General features: G+C 70.2%; 9 protein-coding genes. 3 read left to right on the forward strand and 6 right to left on the reverse strand.

Going from position 1 to position 19,526, the window contains the following annotated elements:
- Window positions 1–74: 74 nt before the first annotated feature.
- The gene (locus tag G4D85_RS26490; protein WP_164016788.1) at window positions 75–1,637 is read right to left on the reverse strand and encodes a leucyl aminopeptidase; all 1,563 of its coding nucleotides are present in this window, start codon (window positions 1,635–1,637) and stop codon (window positions 75–77) included.
- 526 nt (window positions 1,638–2,163) lie between these two features.
- On the opposite strand from G4D85_RS26490, the gene G4D85_RS26495 reads away from it, so the two are divergent.
- Together G4D85_RS26495 and G4D85_RS26500 are read left to right on the forward strand one after the other, a co-directional pair.
- Window positions 2,164–3,006 (forward strand): spermidine synthase, encoded by an 843-nt coding sequence (locus G4D85_RS26495; protein WP_240359510.1) that lies wholly within the window; start codon window positions 2,164–2,166, stop codon window positions 3,004–3,006.
- Between the two features lie 37 nt (window positions 3,007–3,043).
- Window positions 3,044–5,638, forward strand: coding sequence for a DEAD/DEAH box helicase (locus tag G4D85_RS26500; protein WP_164016790.1), 2,595 nt, complete (start codon window positions 3,044–3,046; stop codon window positions 5,636–5,638).
- 24 nt (window positions 5,639–5,662) lie between these two features.
- Here the strand turns inward: G4D85_RS26500 and G4D85_RS26505 are convergent, their stop codons facing one another.
- Window positions 5,663–6,550: an ATP-grasp domain-containing protein gene (locus G4D85_RS26505; protein WP_205525717.1), complete on the reverse strand. Its 888-nt coding sequence runs from the start codon at window positions 6,548–6,550 to the stop codon at window positions 5,663–5,665.
- 1,163 nt (window positions 6,551–7,713) lie between these two features.
- On the opposite strand from G4D85_RS26505, the gene G4D85_RS26510 reads away from it, so the two are divergent.
- Entirely contained in the window at window positions 7,714–8,379 is a 666-nt protein-coding gene (locus G4D85_RS26510; protein ID WP_164016792.1) for a pentapeptide repeat-containing protein, read from the forward strand.
- 134 nt (window positions 8,380–8,513) lie between these two features.
- Here the strand turns inward: G4D85_RS26510 and G4D85_RS26515 are convergent, their stop codons facing one another.
- The 4 genes from G4D85_RS26515 to G4D85_RS26530 form a co-directional block, all read right to left on the reverse strand.
- Window positions 8,514–12,929 carry a beta strand repeat-containing protein gene (locus tag G4D85_RS26515; RefSeq protein ID WP_164016793.1) on the reverse strand — a complete coding sequence of 1,472 codons (4,416 nt, stop codon included), beginning with the start codon at window positions 12,927–12,929 and terminating at the stop codon, window positions 8,514–8,516.
- Window positions 12,926–15,922, reverse strand: coding sequence for a WD40/YVTN/BNR-like repeat-containing protein (locus tag G4D85_RS26520; protein ID WP_164016794.1), 2,997 nt, complete (start codon window positions 15,920–15,922; stop codon window positions 12,926–12,928). Before G4D85_RS26520 ends, G4D85_RS26515 begins: the two co-directional genes overlap by 4 nt.
- Before the next feature lie 129 nt (window positions 15,923–16,051).
- The gene (locus G4D85_RS26525; protein WP_164016795.1) at window positions 16,052–16,867 is read right to left on the reverse strand and encodes a ceramidase; all 816 of its coding nucleotides are present in this window, start codon (window positions 16,865–16,867) and stop codon (window positions 16,052–16,054) included.
- Window positions 16,868–16,908: 41 nt separating this feature from the next.
- Entirely contained in the window at window positions 16,909–19,383 is a 2,475-nt protein-coding gene (locus G4D85_RS26530) for a PAS domain S-box protein (protein WP_164016796.1), read from the reverse strand.
- Between the last annotated feature and the right edge of the window lie 143 nt (window positions 19,384–19,526).

The following is a 19,526-nucleotide window of genomic DNA, read 5'->3' on the forward strand; positions in this document are numbered from 1 at the left end:
CAAGGTCTACGCGGAGGCATACCGGACGCCCCGGACCGTAGCCGGCCGGGGCGTCCGGAGCTCGAGTCATCTATTCAGTGCTGGGTCTCGCGGGGAGGGTTGAAGGACAGCATGAGCTCGATGAGCAGGCGCGTGCCGTAGCCGGTCGCCCCCTTGGAGCGCCAGGTCTTGTCGGTCTCGACCCGAGAGGTTCCGGCCATGTCGATGTGTGCCCAGGGAATGCCGGCGACGAACTCCTCGAGGAAGAGCGCGGCGGTGATCTGACCCGCATTGATCCCACCGATGTTCTTGATGTCCGCCACCTCCGAATCGAGCTCCTTGCGCATGCGCCTGTCGAGCGGGAACTGCCACACCGTCTCGTCGGTCTTCTCCGCGGCGGCGCGCACCTGGTCGACGATGCCCTGGTGGTTCCCAATGACGCCCGCATTGTCGTTGCCGAGGGCCCGTTCACACGCTCCGGTGAGAGTGGCGATGTCGAGGATGGCGTCGGGTGGCGGCTGCTCTTCCGTCGCCAGCACCAGCCCGTCCATCATGACAAGCCGGCCTTCGGCGTCGGTGTTCAAGACTTCGACAGTCTTCCCTCCGCGGGCGGTCAGCACATCGCCGAGCCGCATCGCCTTCCCTCCTGGCATGTTGTCGGTGCACATGAGGTAGCCAGTGACGTAGGCCTTGGCTCCAAGCCCTGACAACGCGGACATCGCCGCGAGGATGGCAGCGGCGCCAGACATGTCTGTCTTCATGGCCGCGTGGACGAGGTCGTTCGGTTTGAGACCGAGGCCGCCCGAGTCGTACATGATGCCTTTCCCGACGAGGGAGATGCGGCCTGACGGCTCGATGGGCTGGCCGCGACTGTCCTTCGGACGGTAGATGAGCTTGATGAGCCGCGGCGGCTCGGAGCTGCCTGCGTTCACGCCAATCATGCCGCCGCAGCCGAGCTCCGAGAGCGCCTTCTCGTCGAATACCTCGATGTCGAGACCGGACGACTCCGCCACGACGCGGGCGATCTCCTCCAGGCGGCGGGCGGTAAGCAGGGTGGCGGGTGCGTTGGACAGGTCACGGGCAAGCTCGGTGGCCTGGGCCGTGCGCCGACCGCGCTCAACGCCGCGCTTCACCTCGTCGGGTGGCAGTGACTGCGACACGAGGGTGAGCTGGCCGAGTGGCGGCTCCTGCTGGGTCATGCGCTTGAGCGGCCGATAACGGTAGCGTGCCAGAAGCACCCCTTCGACCACGGCCATGGCCGCCGCGTCAGGAGCGACGCCGACGAAGGAAGGCAGGTTCACCGCGAGGTGATTGTAATGGCTGCCCGCCCTGGCGAACGTGGCGGCGGAATGCCTGAGCGAGGCCAGCGAGCGCTCGGCCTGGGGTCCAATGCCAACGGCTATCAGCGCGGGGCCACCCTTGCGCGGGATGACGAGGGACTGGCCCACCTTTCCCTCGAAACCGGATGCTGAGAGCGTGGCTCTGTCAATCCCGAGCTCGGGAGGCACCTCGCCTTCGACGCCGATCGGGATGCCGATGACGCCAGCGTCCGCGGGAGCGGTCTTCGAAACGTGAAGTTTGATGGCGCCGACTTCGTCCACCGAAGGCGCGGGATGGAAGTCAGCGACGGCTTCCGCATGAAACGATGGAAATGACATGGTTATTGCCTCACGTGTTCGGCGCCGAGAGCCCGCCTCAGGCAAGCGCCTTGCCCTTGGGAATCAAGAGCTCGTCCTTCTGGATCAGGACCACAGAGAGCGTTTGCAATATTGCTCATCGTGTCTCTCTCAGGTGTCGGTCGTCTTTCAAGTTGGTTGCAAGAAGCCCAGGTCGCAACGGTGTTCCCACCTGGGAAATGGGCACTGCCTCGCACGCAAGAATGCGAAACGAGCGTCCAGCGCGGCCCGTGGTTGGACGTGACGCTCGCGCCCTACGGACGCTTCCTCCGTTCCCCAGTGACCATGGGGCCCGGCCTGGGGGGCAGACGGGTGCCCTGACGGACGTTGCCAGTTCGGAGGAGTCACAGCGGACGGCCCCGGGAGTCCTCGTCTACTGTTCTGTGGTCCATCAAGAAGGAACGGCAGCCGGGAGGATTGCGGGATGGGGTGGGTCGGCATGACATGGAGGCGTCGAGGTCGCCTGGCTCGCGGAAGTAGCCCTGCGGGGAGGGGCGCCCATCGGCGTGTGCGGTGGCTGGCCCGGGTCGCCAGCGCGCTCGCCCGCCCTCGCACGGTGCTGCACGTGGGCCGGTCCACGGAGAGCCGGTTCATCGTGACCCAGGACGGTGGGGGCCGGCGCTTCCTCCAGTTCGACTGGGGTGGACCGTACCAGAGCGTCGTGGGCCCGGGGTTCCCGCTGCGGCTGGAGTTGCCCTACACGCGGGCGGTGGTCGCGGGGCTCGCCTTCGTGGCGACACCCCGCCGCATCCTCGTGGTGGGCGTGGGCGGCGGCGCCCTTCCCATGTTCCTCCGCGCGGTGTTTCCCGGCGCGCACATCGACGCCGTCGACACTGACGCGGGAATGCTGGACGTGGCCCGGCGCTACTTCGGTTTCCACGAGGATGCGGTACTTCGTTCCCACGTCACGGATGGGCGGCGTTTCATCGAGACGCCTGGCCCGCCGTATGACGTCATCATCCTGGATGCCTACGGACCTCGCGGCCTCCCCAGGACCCTGTCGACACGGGAGTTCCTGCTGGCCACCCGGGCCCGGCTGGCCCCGGGCGGCGCGGTGGTGAGCAACGTGGTCCGGACTCCGAATCCGTTGTTCCCCTCCATGGTCCGCACGTACCAGGCCTGCTTCGAGCAGCTCTACGCCTTCGACGTGGCGGAGACGTCCAACCGCATCCTCGTGGCGTTGGCCCACCGCGAGAAGCTCCCCCGCGCGGCGCTGAAGAGTCGCGCGGAGCGGCTGGCTCGCTCACGCGGTGTTCCCTTCAGCCTCCGTGCGCTGCTGGCTCGCAGGCTCGATGACGGGCCTGGACCTCCTGGGAGTGAACAGCCCCTCCTGACGGACCCGAAGCGCTGAGTTGCGCGCTGGCGTCCTCCGTGCGTGATTGCCCGCCGTGCGCACTCCCGTCGACCACTCCCTCCCTCCCGGCGCCCCGGGCGTCGCGCCTCCGCGGGGGCGGGTGATTGTCATCGCCCCCACGCGGGCCGCCTGTGAGACCATCGAGCTCGCCCTGGGGCTGCGCCTGGACACGTGGCTCGAACGGCACCACGGCCACCACGTGCGTGCGCTGGCGCGTGCCGGGAAGGGCTTCGGCATCGTGGCCGGCACCGGCACGGGGAAGACGCTCGCCATCCGGCCCATCGCCGAGGAGCTCGTCGGTGGGGAAGGGCCGCTCGAGGTCGGGGTGGTGAACCGCGAGCGCGAGGCCACGCCCGAGACGCCGGGCTGGAACGTCGTCATCGTCACGACGGGCATTGCACGGCGCTGGTTCCAGCATGGCGACATCCAGCCGCACGACACGCTCATCATCGACGAAATCCACCAGACGTCGGCGGAGCTGGAGCTGTGCCTCGCGCTCGGCAAGCACGTGGGCTGCCGCTTCATCTGGCTGTCGGCCACCGTGGACCCCGCCTTCTACGTGCGCTACCTGAACAGCGCTGAGGCCATCGAGGTCTCCGCCTTCGACCCGACGAAGGCGGCCCGCGTCCAGGTCGAGCGCAAGGTGCCGCTCTCGTTCCTCGACGGGGCGTTTCTCCGCGAGGTGGAGAAGGACCAGCGCGGGGTGGGCATCTTCCTCCCTACGCGTGCGGCCGTGGAGCAGGTGGCCCTGCACGTCCGCACCCACTGGCCGCGCATCAACGCGGCGTACTACCACGGCGGGCAGCCCATTCGCGTCATCCGCCCCTTCCTCGAAGGGACGGAGCCCCGACCCTACCTCCTCGCCATGACGGCAGCGGGGCAGAGCGCGCTCAACGTGCCAGGGCTCGACACCGTCGTCATCGATGACACGCGCTTCGCCAACCTCATCTCCGAGGGGCGCAACGTCCTCACGCGCGTCCACCTGGGTAACAACGAGCTTCTGCAGATGGCCGGGCGTGTCCATGGCCGCGTGGAGGGTGGGCGCGTCTTCATCCTCAGCGACCGCGACATCGACTTCCATGCGCTGCGCCCCACCCTTCCTGAATTCCAGCTCGCGGGGGACGCGGAGCGTGTCGCCCTCACCGCCGCCGCGCTGGGCGTCCAGGCAGATGCGCTGGACCTGCCCGTACCGCTGGACCGGACCGCCCATGCCCAGGCGCTCCAGCGACTGCACGCGCGCAACATCGTCGATGCCCAGGGCCGGCTCACGAAGTACGGCCGCGCCGTCGAGGCGCTCCCGGTGGAGCGTGACTGGGCGGAGCTCATCGTCCACGCGGAGGACGCGCTGCTGCCCTTCCTCTCCGTGTGCAGCGCCATCGAGTCCCTGCACCGGATGACGCGAGACGAGCGCGACCTGGAGGCGGTGCTGGTCCCCGGTAGTGACCACCTCACCGCGTACAACCTCTACGCCGAGGCGTACCGCGAGGCAGGCTCGGTCGGCGAGGTGTACGGGCTGTCACGCCACGTCTTCCACGCGGAGACGCTGGCGTCCTGGGCCGACCGGAGGGGCGTGCTGGTCAAGGCGGTGGAGGACGCGGCGCTGGCCATGGCGAGCGTCTACCGGAGCGTGGGCCTCGACCTTCCGGAGCGGATGCCCCCGGCGGATGAAGACGTCCACCGCCGCTTCGCCGACCTGCTCGCGTGCCATCTGCCCTTCGACCTCGTCGTCGACGAGCTGACGGCAGAGGGTGAGCCGGTCCGGGTCGCCAAGACGAGCGTGTGTGGAAGCTTCGGCGCGGTGGCGGGGAACATCCGCTACTTCGCCGACCGCTCCGGCACCACCCAAGCGTCCATCGAGGGAACCCAGCTTCCGCTCGACCTGCTGCGCAAGTACGCCCGGCGCGGTGAGCCGGAGGTCGGCTACGACGCCACGCTCCACTCCCTCGTGCTGGAGCGGAGCCTGGCGTACGCCGGCTTCGAGCTGGACCGCGAGGTCGAGGTGCTCGACGCGTGGGGCCCGGAGCTGGCAGCGCATGCGCGACAGGTTCTCGCGGAGGCCCTGGCGCAGGGCGAGGCCCACCATCCGGCCGTGCAGCGCAACCAGCCTCGCATCGACGAGGTGCGCGAGGTGTGGCGCCGCTCGGGTGGGAGCACGCCGAGGCTCGAAGCCCCGGAGCTCACCGTGCTCTACGAGGCGCGGCTCGATGGGGTGAGCTCGATGGCGGAGTTCCTTGCGCGCCCGCTGGACCTGGACCTCGGGGGACTGGTGCCACCCGAGGTGCGGGCACGGTTCATGTCGCTCCCGAACGGGGTGATTGTCCGCGAGCAGGCCGTGGCCGTGGGCTACGACGTGGAGGCGGACGAGGCGGGGACGCCCTACGGCGTGGTGTGGCTCCACCTGCCGGAGAAGCTCGCGCGCACGCTGGTGGAGGAGGAGCTGCCGCCGTTCGACAGGCCGGTGCGCTTCAGGGTGAGCCGGGGCCGGCGTGGGCTCGTCCGCGGCGACACGCTGCTGGACCTGCAGGACCAGCTCGACCTGCCGTGGACCTCTGATGAACTCGAACAGGCGGGGGAGGGGGGCCACGGGCGCATGCAGGGACGTGCGCACCGTCGGTCCGGGCGGCGTTGAGGCGGGCGCCCTGCGTGGCCCCTCCTACCCGGCGCGCAGCAGCGCGGAGAAGAGCTCTCTCGGGTCCAGGCTGGCAGGCAGGCCGGACACGCCGCCGTCATTCACCTCCACCACGACCCAGCCACCGTCTTCGAGCATGGCCACGTCCATCGTGAAGAAGCGGGCGTCGAGCCGCCGGCCGAGCTCCTCGAAGGCGGTGAAGTCGGGCACCTCCACGTCGAAGTCATGGTACGGCTCCGCGGCGAGGAGCCTGCCGCGCCCGAAGAACAGGCGGAACTCCAGGTGCGCGGGCCCGGCCGGTGTCTGGCCGTAGGTCTTCAGCGGCAGGAACCGGCGCACCACGAACCCGCGCTCGAAGCGGTCTCCGCGCTCCTCCAGCAGGTTGGCGCAGATGCGCTCGAAGTCCTCGCGCGTGGCGCCAGCGGGGACGAAGCACGCCTCCGCCCAGCGCTCCTTGGCCGACTTCACGTGGTCCTTCACGATGTACGGGGGCGGTCCCAGGGCCCGCGCGGCGTGCCAGGCCTCCGTTGCGTCCGGCCCGTCCGTCCAGACGGAGCGCGCGGTGTAGGCCGCGAGGCGCGGGTACCAGTTGGGCAGGTACATCGCCGCGGCGTACTGCTCCGGTGTCGTCGTCAGCCGGTGCCCGAGCTCCGAGAGGGCTTCGTCCAGCGCGGTGTACTCCTCCTCGGTGAGCATCCAGCCCCGGTAGAGCAGCTCCAGTGCTCCGCGCTCCGGCACGGCGGACACGGCCTGGGAGGCGTTGCCCGACAGCAGGGCCGAGAGGTCGACCTGGTACGAGTCGATGCCGAGCGCCTCGGCGGCCTCGGCCTCCACGTCGAACGTGTCGTACTGGTGGGGGTTGCGGCCGAAGAGGATGGCCTGGGCGCGACGCGGGTTTCGGGAAGGAGACATCCACGAGCCTTTCGTCAGGGGTGGCGGCAGCGGGCTCATCGGACGACGCCGCGCGCGGGACCTGACGGGACCATTTCCGGGCACAGGGTGTGCGCCAGCGGGTGGTCTCTCGTGATTGCGAGTCTTCTCGCGGAACAGACAGCACCGCCAGGTGGAACCTGACGAGCCGGCTTTATGGGTCTCGAGGAGGGGACGCCCGACAATCGAAAGACACCACTTCGACGGTCTCAATCGTTTGAGCGCCTGTGGAGTGCCCACGTGGCGTCTGCCACATCGCGCGCCCTCCCAGCACACTGGGACACTCCAGGGATTCGACGGGAGTGTTCGTCAACGACCAGGTGCGCACTCTCAGGCATCGGTGAATCGCACCATTGATGGTGACGGGCACATCCAGCGTGGTGGCAACCCGGGTATCCCTGAGACCCTCGGTGTCGGGAGCGGAGCCGCGCGGTGGGCTGCCGCAGCCTTCAAACTGGGCGAAGTACGAGCGGGCGGGGTCAAAGCGGACGCGCACAGGTCCCTCGCCCGCGGGAGTGGGGCGGCGGTACCAGACCTCCTCCACCAAGACGTCATGCGCACAGGGGCAAGGGGATGTGTCACAGCCGAAGTCCTGCCTGGTGGTGCGGCTCACGACCTCGACATCCACCTTCGTCTGGCCGGCCTGTAGTACGTCGCGACGGATGGAGCGCTCACTCGCTATCGGTTCAGGGCCCAGGAATCCGGCAGGAAAATACACCCCGCAGCAACTGCTGCCCTGTCCACCCTGGGGCGTCATCCGCTCGGTTTGCACGCGAGCAGGTATTCCCGAAGGCTCGACGCGCGTCCGGCGGAGCTCGAACGGGGGGCCGCCATCTCCGGGAGTGTGACGCTCGACCAGGGTGCTTCCAGGTTCGCAGTCGTACCAGCCCAGGCTCGCTGGGCGATTCCATGGCACCCACCTGTGAGAGGTCGCCAACAACCGGTTGGCACCGGCACACGCAGTCGACGACAGGGAGACGAGGGCGAGAGCACAGAGCCACACACGAGGCCGCGCGGCAAGCTCACGAGCTCGCCGCCTCATTCGCGTCGACAGGCTCCGGTGCGTCAGGCACGGTCTCATCACGCCGCAGCTTCGCACGCGCACGGCGGTAGCGCGTGGGCATCGAGTATGGAAGAGAGGCCGCATGACGCACGTACCCACGGATCCGGAACAGGCCGCGAAGCTCGTGCGGCGGCTCGCGCAAGAGGCGTACTTCGAGAACGAGACGTTCGCCGAGCTCGAACTCCAGGGCTGCGACCTCAGCGAGAAGGAGTTCTACCGGTGTACCTTCCAGCGGACCCAGCTCCAGGAGAGCCGCTGGCGGAACAGCGTGCTGGAGGCGTGCGTCTTCATCAGTTGTGACCTCACCCGTGCGCAGCTCAAGGCCACGGGACTCCGGGGCGTCCGTTTCGAGGGCTCGAAGCTGATGGGGGTCGACTTCACGGACGTCTCGGCCAACCCCGAGGTGGCGTTCGAGGATTGCGTCCTGCGCTACGCCTCCTTCGTCGGCCTCAGCTTGCGGAAGACGGAGTTCCTGCGCTGCACGGCCCTGGAAGCGAACTTCTTCGACCTGGACCTGACGGAAGCGGACTTCTCTGGGACGACCCTCACGGGCAGCAACTTCCGGGGCTGCACGCTCACCAAGACGAACTTCTCCCAGGTGTCGGGGCTCTTCCTCGACCCGGCGAGAAATCGCGTCAAGGGCACCCGGGTTCCCGTGGAGACGGCCGTGAGCCTGGCGCAGTCGTTGGGGATGCAGGTGACGGGCTTCAGTGACGAGGGGACCGAGCGCCGCGGCCGGAAGGCCTGAGCCAGGGGCCCACTGGCAGCGGCAACGCGTTCGGTCCGGAGCCCGGGTGAGCGGCTCCGCGCCCTGCCTCGGTTCGGCGCGCTACACCGCATCCCGGAGACGCCGTGGGGCGCCTCCGGGATACGGGCTTGAAGCTACTGCACCTCGAGCCGGCCGATGGCGAACTCGCCGCCATCCACGATGTCGGTGCCGAGCCTGTCACGCAGCAGCGCGCGGAACTTCGGTCCGAGCGCCGCGCCGTCGAACACCACGCCCGAGGTGGCGCCGGGACGCAGGGCCAGCTGCACCGTGTAGAGGACCGAGCCCGCCGGAATGGCCGAGTCGTTCACCACCGCGCCCGTGCCCGCCGCCTTCTGGCTCTGGCCGGTGGTGAGCACGCCCGCCAGCGGACCGCTCGCCGGCAGGGCGCCGTAGGCGGCCGTGGGGCTCTCACCCGCGGGCAGCGCCGCTCCCGGCAGCATCAAGGAGCCCGCCGGCTGCACCCGCGCCGCGTCCAGCGGCAGGTTCATGCCCACGGAGTACCCGGTGAGGTTCTCCAGCGCCACCAGGTCCAGCACCACGGTGGTGTTCGTGGAGGCCGGGTTGCGCACCAGGGCAATCCTCCGGCCGGGGGCCGGGTCCACGTAGACGAGCTGCGTGCCGGCCACCACCGCGTCGAAGGCCGCGCTGGTGGCCCCGGTGAGGCCCTGCGCGCTGGCGGTGAGCGTGTAGCCGTTGCCGGCCGCGCTGACGGTGAGGTCCGCGAAGGACGCCACGCCGTTGCTGGCGGACACGGTGAGCGTGCCGCCCAGCGTGGCGCTGGACGGGTTGGCGCCCAGGGCCAGGGTGATGCTGTCCGTGGCCCCCGTGACGACGTTGCCGAAGCCGTCCTGCACCGCCACCTGCACCGCCGGAGAGAGGGGGAGGTCCACGGAGGAGAGGGCGGGCTGGACGGTGAAGGCCAGCGTGGTGGCCGCGCCCGGCGTCACGTTGAAGGCCGCGCTGGTGCCCGTGGTCAGGCCCGTGGCGGTCGCCGTCAGGGTATAGCCGGTGCCCGCGCGATTCAGGGACACGCCCGGGAAGGTGGCGATGCCGCCCGTCGCGCTGACGACGGTGGTGCCCGACAGGGTGCCGCCACCCGGGTTGTTGCCCAGGCGCAAGGTGATGCTCGTGGTGGCGGTGGTCACCGTGTTGCCCTGGGCATCCCTCACGGACACCTGCACCGCCGGGTCGAAGGGCGCGCCCGCGGAGGTATTGCCCGGCTGGGTGGTGAAGGCGAGCTGGGTCGCCGCGCCCGGCGTCACGTTGAACGCGCTGGAGGTCGCCGCCGTCAGGACTCCGGAGGAAGCCACCAGCGTGTAGCCCGTGCCCACCCTGTTGAGGGTGATGCTGGCGAACGTGGCCACGCCGCTGGCCGTCGTCACGGTGGTGGTGCCGCCCAGCGTCGCGCCGCCGGGGTTGTTGCCGATGGCCATGCTCACTGAGAGCGCCGGCGTCGTCACCGTGTTGCCGAGGCTGTCCTGCACCGTCACCCGCACCGAGGTGCTGAAGGTGGCGCCCGCCGCGACGTTCGCCGTCGGCTGGGTGGTGAAGGCGAGCTGGCTGGCCGCGCCCGCCGTCACGTTGAAGAGGGCGGACGTGGTGCTGGTGAGGCCCGTGGATGCCGCCGCGAACCGGTAGTTGTTGGCCGCCCTGTTCAGCGTGAGGCCCGGGAAGATGGCCACGCCGTCCACCGCGTTGACGGTGAGGGTGCCACCCAGCGTGGAGCCTCCCGGGTTGGCGGACAGCGACAGGGTGATGGTGGCGGTGGAGGTCGTCACCGTGTTGCCGAAGGAGTCACGCACGCCGACCCTCACGTCCGGGGTGATGGCCGCGCCCGCGGTCACCACGTTGGGCGGGTTGGTGAAGAAGGCCAGCGTGGTGGCCGCGCCCGGCGTCACGTTGAAGGCCGCGCTGGTGCCCGTGGTCAGGCCCGTCGCGGCGGCCGTGAGCGTATAGCCCGCGCCCGTCCGGGTGATGGACAGGGTGGAGAAGGTGGCCACGCCGGCCACCGCGCTCACCGTCCTGGTTCCGTTGAGGATGCCCACGCCCGGGTTGTTGCCGATGGCCACGGTGATGCTCGTGGTGGCCGACGTCACGGTGTTGCCCGCCGCGTCCACCACGCGCACCGTCACCGCCGGGGTGATGGCGATGCCCGCCGCCGCGTCCGAAGGTTGCACGCCGAAGGCCAGGCGTGTGGCCGGGCCCGCGGTGATGTTGAAGGTGTTGGAGGTGGCGGTGAGGCCCGGCGCGGAGGCGGACAACGTGTAGCCCGTGCCAATCCGGTCCACCGAGACACCGGGGAAGGTGGCCACGCCATTCACCGCCGCGACCGACAGCGTGCCGGCAAGGGACGCGCCGGAGGGGTTGTTGGCCAGGGCGAGCTGGACGGTGGCGGTGCTGGACGTCACCGTGTTGCCGAGGGCGTCCTGCACGGCCACCGCGATTGCCGGACTGAACGCGGTGCCCGCCACCCTGGAGCCAGGCTGGGTGGTGAAGACCAGCGTGTCGGCTTCGCCCGGCGTCACGTCGAACGGCTGCGAGGTGGCGGAGGTGAGCCCCGTGGCGGAGGCCGCGAGGGTGTAGCCCGTGCCCGCCCGTCGCAGGGACAAGGTGCTGAAGCGGACCACGCCGGCCACCGCGTTGGCGGTGAGGGTGCCCTGGAGCGTGTCACTGGTGGGGTTGGCGGCCAGCGCCATCGCCACGGTACCCGTGAAGGCGGTGGCGACGTTGCCCTGGGCATCGAGCGCCGTCACTTCCACTTCCGGAGTCAGGTTGCTGCCCGCCGTGGTGGTGGCAGGCTGCACACTGAAGGCGAGCCGGGTGGCCGCGCCCGCGGTGATGTTGAAGGCGTCGGAGGTGGCGGTGAGGCCCGATGCGGAAGCGGACAGCGTGTAGCCCGTGCCCGCCCGGTCCATCGAGACACCCGGGAAGGTGGCGACGCCATTCACCGCGGCCACCGACAGCGTGCCGGCGAGGGACGCGCCGGAGGGGTTGTTGGCCAGGGCGAGCTGGATGGTGGCGGTGCTGGACGTCACGGTGTTGCCGAGGGCGTCGCGCAGCGTCACGGCCACCGCCGGGTCGAAGGCGGTGCCCGCCACCCTGGAGCCAGGCTGGGTGGTGAAGACCAGCGTGTCGGCTTCGCCCGGCGTCACGTCGAACGCCTGCGAGGTGGCGGAGGTGAGCCCCGTGGCGGAAGCCGCGAGGGTGTAGCCCGTGCCCGCCCGGCGCAGGGACAGGGTGCTGAAGCGGGCCACGCCGGCCACCGCATTGGCGGTGAGGGTGCCCTGGAGCGTGTCGCTGGTGGGGTTGGCGGCCAGCGCCACCGTCACCGCGCCCGTAAAGGTGGTGGCGACGTTGCCCCGCGCGTCGAGCGCCGTCACTTCCACTTCCGGTGTCAGGTTGCTACCCGCCGTGGTGCTGGCGGGCTGCACACCGAAGGCGAGCTGCGTGGCCGCGCCCGCGGCGATGTCGAAGGACTCGGACGTAGCGCCGTCCAGCCCGGGTCCGGAGGCGGCCAGCGTGTACGCGCCCACGCGGTCCACGGAGAGGTCCGCGAAGGTGGCCACGCCCTCGACGGCGGCCACGGTGACGGTGCCGCCCAGCGTGGCGCCGGTGGTGTTGGTACCGAGCGCCAGGGTGACGCTGTCGGTAGAGCCCGTGGCGGCGTTGCCATGCGCATCCACCAGCCGCACTTGCACCGCGGGGGCGAGGGCCACGTCCACGGCGGCCGACGCGGGCTGCGTGACGAAGGCAATGGACTTCGCCTTGCCCGGCTTCACCCGGAACGCGGCGCTGGTGACGGACTCCGCGTCCGCCGCGCTGACGACGAGGGTGTAGCCCTCGCCCACCTTGTCGATGGACAGCTCGGGGAACGCAGCCACGCCATCGGCGGTGTTGACGGTGAGGGTGCCGGAGAGGGTGCCGCCCGCGGGGTTGGCGCCCAGCGCCAGCGTGACGGGCAGGCTCGCGGCCACCGGGTTGCCGGCCGCGTCCCGCACGGCCACGCGCACCACCGAGGGGAAGGTGCCGCCCGCCTCCAGCTCACCAGGCTCCTGCACGAAGGCGAGGACGTTCGTCACCACCGGAGCGGCGGTGACGGTGAAGGGCTGGCTCGTGGCGGACTCCAGGCCCTGGGCCCGTGCGACGAGCGTGTAGCCCGCGCCTGCCTTGTCCAGCATGAGGCCGGAGAAGGTGGCCGCGCCCTGGGTCGTCGCCACCGACGTGGTGCCGGACAGCGTGCCGCCCGCGGGGTTGGCCTCCAGGGCCAGCGACACGGTGACCTGCGCACCGGGGATGGTGTTCCCCTCGGCGCTCTGCACCGTCACCTGCACCGCGGGCGCCATGGCGACGCCCGCCACCGTCTGCGAGGGCTGGACCGTGAAGGCCAGCCGCTTCGCCACGGGCTGCTCCGGGGGCTTGTCGCCGCCGCAGCCACTCAGGATGAGGGCGCTCGTGAAGACGAGGAGCGCCAGGTTCTTCATGCTCAAGGGAGACATCTCCAGGAAGGGGGACTGGGAGGCGCGGCTCACGGGCGACCTCCAATGCGGTTGAGCAGCTCGGTGAGGTCGGCGGAGTCCATGCCGTTCACCGTGCCAGTGATGTCGGTGTTCCAGTCGTAGTAGGGCTGCGCGGTGGTGGACGGGTCCGTCCCCAGGCGGCTGGCGGCGGCGGCCAGGTCGACGAAGTCGAGCTGCTGGTCGCGGTTCCAGTCACCGTTGCCGCTGACGCCCTTCTCGGCGGTGGCGGATGGGTACAGCTCCCAGAGTCCGCGCCCGTAGGTGGCCACGCGCATCATCGCGCCGGTGCGGCTGATGAACATGTCCGTCACCCGCGCCATCGGCAGGCCCTGGCCGAAGCGGTGCCACGTCTGGCCGGCGTCGGTGGAGCGGTACACGCCAAGCTCGGTGCCTACGTAGAGGGTGTTGTTCGTCAGGTCCGACGGGTCGTACCGCACCACGTCGATGCCCACGTTGGGCAGGTCGAAGCCCGTGCCGTTGCCGTGCAGCGGCGCCCACGTGGTGCCGCGGTCCTGGGTGATGAAGAGGTGGCCCAGGGCCTCCGGCACCACGGTGACGCCGTCCCCGGCGACGGGCGCGCCGCTCGACGCCACGTACACGTCCCCGGGATTGCGCCCCGCCGGGGTGGTGGGCGGGAAGGCGACCTGCATCGTGTAGGAGAGCTGCTCGTCCGGGGTGATGGTGCCGTTGCCGTTGACGTCGAAGCCCAGGATGCTGCTGCGCGTCCAGGTGCAGTTGGTGGCGGTGCCCGTGCAGTCTCCGGTGACGTAGAAGCGGCCACCGCTCATGGACACGCCGTACAGGCCGTCGATGTTGGCGGACGCGGAGAGCAGGCGGGTGTAGCCGGTGAGGCAGGGGCTGATGGCCTGCCAGGAGCCCGTGCCGCTCACGCGGTGGACGGCGCTGTCGGTGGCCGTGAGGAACGTGTTGGCGCTGGGGCTGGCGGACGCGAGCGCGTAGCGCATGATGAACGGCTGCCCATCGGTGGCACAGCCGGCGCGCAGCGCGGCGTCGCGCGTGTTCCAGGCCGTGCCGCTGTTGCAGAAGCTGTTGGCGGCGGTGGGCACGCAGTACTCGCGGCTGCCGTTGACGCTGGCCCAGTAGATGGTGGCGCCGGACACGGAGTCCCTCGAGGCCGCCGCGCCGAAGCCGTCACCGCCGATGACCTGGTTGAAGGTGGTGGACGCGGCGCCCGCGGACGGGTCCCTGAAGCGCGTGCCGTTGTCCTGCAGGCCCGTGTAGGCCAGGTACGGGTTGCCCGTGGCCGGGTCACCCGAGGCCACCGAGTAGCTCAGGTGGGTGACGATGCCGCGGTTCTGCCCGTCCCACACCACCTGCGTCGGCGTGGCGTTGAAGAGGTTTCGCGACACGAACAGGCCGCCGTCCGTGCCCGCCATGGCCACATAGCCCGTGGCCGAGCGGACGATGAGCGCCCGGTGCCAGTCCGCGTGCACGTAGTCCAGGGCGCCGCCCGTCACGTTGCCGTAGCCGCTGCTGGGCAGCCAGTGGGACACGTTCTCCCAGGTGGGCGTGGCGGCCAGGCCGTTGGTGGTGCGCAGGCCGCACAACATGCCGCCCACGAGGACGTTGTTGTCATTGCCGGGGTCCACCGCCAGGGCCGAGTTGTACCAGGCCTGCGCGTCGTTCACGTTGACGGTGCCGCAGTCACGGAACCCGCCCACGGCGTTGGTGCGGTTGGACAGCGTGCCGGTGATGGCCGCCCAGTTGTCGCCCGAGTTGATGGAGCGCCAGTAGCCCACGCCCGCGGAGCCGTTGTACTCGTCCTGGTTGCCGAGCTGCGCGTACACCACCGTCACCGGCGTCGCGGCGCCGGAGGGCGTGCCCGCGGCCAGGGTGATGCGGCCCACCGCGGTGGTGGGAATGGTGCCCGCCGCCTTGCGCGAGCTCCACGTCGCGCCCGCGTCGGTGCTCGTCCAGATGTCACCCGGGTTGCCCGAGGTGCAGTCGACGTTCGTCGCCTGGCCGAACCCCGCCTCGGGCGGAGGCGAGCTGGCGTCACAGGCGTACGTGCCGCTGATGGCCCAGCGGCTCACTCCGCTGACGGCACCGGTATGGACAATCGACCACACGCTCTCGGAGCGCTGGACGGAGCCGGCGTTGGGCAGGTCCACCAGGCTGAAGCTCGCGCCCGCGTTGGTGGAGCGGAAGAGGCCCACGTCGGTGCCCACGAGCAGGACGTTGGCGTTGGCGGGGTCCACCTCCACCGCGCGGATGCGCAGCGCCTTGACGGAGATGCCGCCGGAGCCCGCCGGGTACTGGCCGGACAGGCCCACCGGCGCACTCCAGGTGGCGCCGCCGTCCTGCGTCTTCACCACGTGCCCGCCCGGCGTGTCCACGAAGTCACCCGCGCCCACGTAGAGCGTCTCCGGGTTCGTCGGGTCCAGGTCCATGGCGCCGATGGCGAGGTTGCCCAGGGACTCGCTCACCGGGTGCCAGGCCGGGGTGGCCGCGCCGAAGTTGAAGGTCTTCCACAGGCCGCCGCCGCTGGTGGACAGGTACACCACCTGCGGGTCCACCGGGTGCACTGCGATGCCGGAGATGCGGCCCGAGTCCACCTCGTTGTAGAGCGTGCCGTTGTACTGGAAGCTGGCGTTGGTGGGGCCGAGGTTCACCCACGACAGGCCGGAGACGACGGCCTTGTCGGCGCCCTTGGGCTCCGAGAACCAGTCCCACGGCGCGGGCGGGCGGGGCAAGAGCTTCTCCCAGCGGCGCGCCTCGGCATGGGCGACGCGGGCCCGGTGCTCTGTCACTGCCGCGGTGGGCACGCCCCACAACATGCGCGCGGCGATGCGACGGCGCATCGGGTCGTCGCTCTCGGCCTCACCCGCCTCGGGCTCCGCCTCTCCGCGCGACGACTCCAGCTCCCGCAGCACCTCCGGCGAGACTTCACCCGCGCGCGGATCCTGGAGGAAGTTGGCGATCTTCGTCCGCAGGTTGCGCGACTTCCAGCGCTTGTACGCACTGGCGCCGGAGGGAACGGCCACGACCGCGACCACTACGACTGTGGAGGTCGCGATGAGCCATCGATAACGCTTGAGCAAGGAGAGGCCTCGTGAAGGGGGAACGAGGCCGCACTTTCGGTCCTACCGTCTCGAAACGTCAACTGCATGGCATTAATACAATGAAGCTGTATGGGTTTCCTTGACTGGGGGTGCGGCCTCGACGCGCGGAAGCCCTCCGGCGGTGGAGGTGAGTCGGGGCTTCCGGCCCAGGGTCTCCAGCCGATGGTGGGCGATGACGAGTAGGAGCGCGTAGAAGCCGCACGAGACGAGCACGTGCCACCAGGCATGGAGCTGCGGGTTGGGAAGCCCGTGCGCGGGGAGCGTCTCGTTGAGGGTGGGGCAGAACTGGATGTCGCTCAGCCACAGCACAATCGCGAGCGCGTAGGCGGCGATGCCGAGCCGGAAGAGGCGCTTCACGCGCGCGTCCGGGCTGCGGCGCTGGAGGAAGTACGTGCGGCCCAGCGCGTAGAACTCGAGCGACGCGAAGCTCACCTGGAAGAGGAAGAACTGGGCGTTGCCCCGGGTGAAGGCCGTCAGGTACGTCACGAGCACGGCGTGCCCGAAGAGCAGCACCGGCAGCCAGTTGCCGAATCGCCGCTGGGGCCGGTCCTCCAGCAGGATGTAGACGATGACGATGGCGAGGTAGAGCATCGGCAGCTCGTCCAGCATCTGGTGCTCACGCTGGAGCGTCGCGTGGAACGCGGTGCTGCCCACGCCGACGACGGAGAGCAGCGCGAAGGCCAGGAGGAACCGCCGCTCCAGCACGTGCCGGTGAAGCACGAAGCCGATGAGGCCCACAACCACCAGGACGAGGCTGGAGGCCGTGTTGAACAGCTCGCTGACGTGGAAGAGGTGCTGGTAGTTCGTCTCGCACCAGTCCACCGTCGAGGTGCTCGGACCCCAGAAGCCCACCGTGGATGACGACATAGGGCAGGGGACGGTACCCGGCGACGGTAGGGGCGTCCAGGCTAGCCGGGAGGCTGTCGCGGCAGCTCGACGATGAACGCCGCGCCCTGGCCCGGCTCGCTCTCCACGCGAATCCTCCCGCCATGCGCTTCCACCAGCTGCCGGGTGATGAAGAGCCCCAGCCCCAGCCCGCCGTAGTTGCGGGAGGCGGCGCGCTCGAAGCGCTCGAAGATTCGTGCCTGGGACTCCAGCGGAATGCCCACGCCGTGGTCGGCGACGAGCAGCAGGGCCTTGTCCCCCTGGCGCGTCACCTCCACGCGGATGGGCCTGCCCGCGCCGTACTTCATCGCGTTCGTCAGCAGGTTGAGCAGCACCTGCTCCAGCCGGAGCCGGTCCCACCGCCCCACCACCGGCTCGGGGGCCACCAGCTCGAGCGCGCATCCGGTCTTCTCCAACTGCTCCGTCAGGTGCGCCAGGACACCGCGGGCCAGCTCCCCCAGGTCCAGCTCGTCCACGCGCAGGGCGAGCCGGCTCTCGTCGATGCGCGAGACGTCGAGCAGGTGCTCCACCAGGTGCGCCAGCCGCTTCAGTTGCTCGTCGAAGACCTCCAGCATGCCGGAGACCTTCTCGGCGAGCTGGGGGCCATCATGGGGGCGCGAGAGCGTCCGCTCCATCTGCTGGGCCCGCAGCTTCATGGAGGTCAGCGGCGTCTTCAGCTCGTGCGAGGCGATGGAGAGGAACTCGTCGCGCGTGCGGATGGACTCCTGGGCCTTGCAGTAGAGCTGGGCGTTGTCGATGGCGAAGGCCGCCCGGCGTCCCAGCTCCTCCACCAGCCACGGGTCCGCCGGGGCCTCCGCGAGGTCCGACTGCGAGGAGACCAGCGACAGCACGCCCAGGATGCGGCCTCGCGCCCGGAGCGGCACGCTGATGGACGGCCTTCCCAGGAGCCTTCGCAAGGCCTCCCACCGGGGCTCTTCCAGGGGCGCGGGCGCCAGCATGCCCCGCGAGTCCCGCGCGTCCTCCGACCGGCCGGTGGACATCACCCACGCAGGGCCCCGCGGGGCGGTGTCGGCCGGAGGGTGGTGCTGGAGGAACTCACGTGCCAGGACCGCGCGAGACGGGACGCTGTCCGCGACCGCCACGGGCCGTAGCACCGCGTCGTCTCCCGGCATGAAGACGACACAGAGGTCCGCGAGCGTGGGGACCGCCAGCTCGGCGACGCGCTGGAGCGTGGCGGCCTCGTCGAGCGAGGTCACCAGCTCGCGGCTGGCCTCGGCGAGGAAGCGCTGCGCCAGCTCCGCCCGCTTGCGCGCGGTGATGTCGGTGGAGATGCCGCAGACCGCGTACAGGTTGCCCGAGGAGTCGATGAGCGGGAACTTGTGCGTGAGCCAGGTGTGGATGCCGTCATCGTAGGGAACGCGCTCCTCGCGGACCAGGGAGGCCCCGGTCTGGATGACGGACTGGTTGGCCTCGTGCAGGGGGTCGGCGATTTCCTTCGGGAAGACCTCGTAAGAGGTCCTTCCGGCGACGTCCGTCCGCGTGCGGTGGAAGAGGCGCTCCCACTCGCGGTTCACGAAGGTGTAGCGCTCTCGGGGGTCCAGGAGGAAGAAGACGGCCGGCGCGTTGTCGAGGATGGCCCGCATCCGCTTCTCGCTCTCGAGCAGCGCGTTCTCCGCCCGCTTCCGCTCCGTCACGTCGATGATTACGGCGAGAGAGCGGAAGATGCTTCCGGCGGCGTCCCGCTCCGCGATGGCGGACAGGAGGACGTCAATGGGCTCGCCGCCCTTCTTCACCATCCGGTAGGGGACGTCCCGGCAGATGCCCGTCCTGAAGTACTCGGGCAGGACGACGTCGCGCGCGTACCGGCGGGACTCGGGCGTCATGAACTCCACGGAGGAGTGGCCGACCACCTCTTCCCGGGTGTAGCCGAGCGTGGTCAGCCAGAAGTCGCTCACGCTGATGAGGCGCCCCTCGCAGTCGATGGAGTGCATCATCACCGGCGTGCTGCGGTAGAGCGAGCGGTACTTCTCCTGGCTCCTGCGCAGCTTGTCCACCGTGCTCTTGAGCGCGGTGACGTCGCTGAAGATGGAGACCGCGCCTCGGAGCACGCCGGCGCCATCCCGGATGGGCCGGGCGTTCAGGCTCAGCCAGGCGCCCGCGGGTCTGGCGGGGTTGCGCAGGTAGATTTCCGCCTGGTTGACGGACTCACCCCGGAGCGCGCGGGCCAGCGGCAGTTGCGTGGCGGGGTAGCGCGTTATCGTGTCGGGCAGATAGAAACCATACGTCTCCGGCCAGTGGCTGATGGGCGCGTCCGTGGGCCCGGAGCCCAGAATCTGCTCCGCCATGGGGTTGAAGAGCTGGAAGTAGCCGTGCGCGTCCGCCACCACCACCCCTTCGCTGATGCTGGCGAAGACCCGCTCGAGAATCCGCTCCTCGCCCCGGAAGTCCCCGCGCATCCAGACGGGCCTCGAGGCCTCCGCCACGTCGCCGCCCGCTTGTGCGACCGGGTCCTCCGGAATGTCGTGCAGGCGGGCCATGGAGCGAGCGGTGGGTGTGGGAAGTCACCTCCAACTTCAACGATGCGGACGGCGTACCCCTCCGCCAACCCAGCCGCTCCAGGGGGGAGGGGCTCGTCGCGGCCAGGCGGCCCCCTGCTTCCTTCCTCGTGTCAGGCACCTGG

Source organism: Pyxidicoccus trucidator (assembly GCF_010894435.1).
Taxonomy (GTDB): Bacteria; Myxococcota; Myxococcia; order Myxococcales; family Myxococcaceae; genus Myxococcus; species Myxococcus trucidator.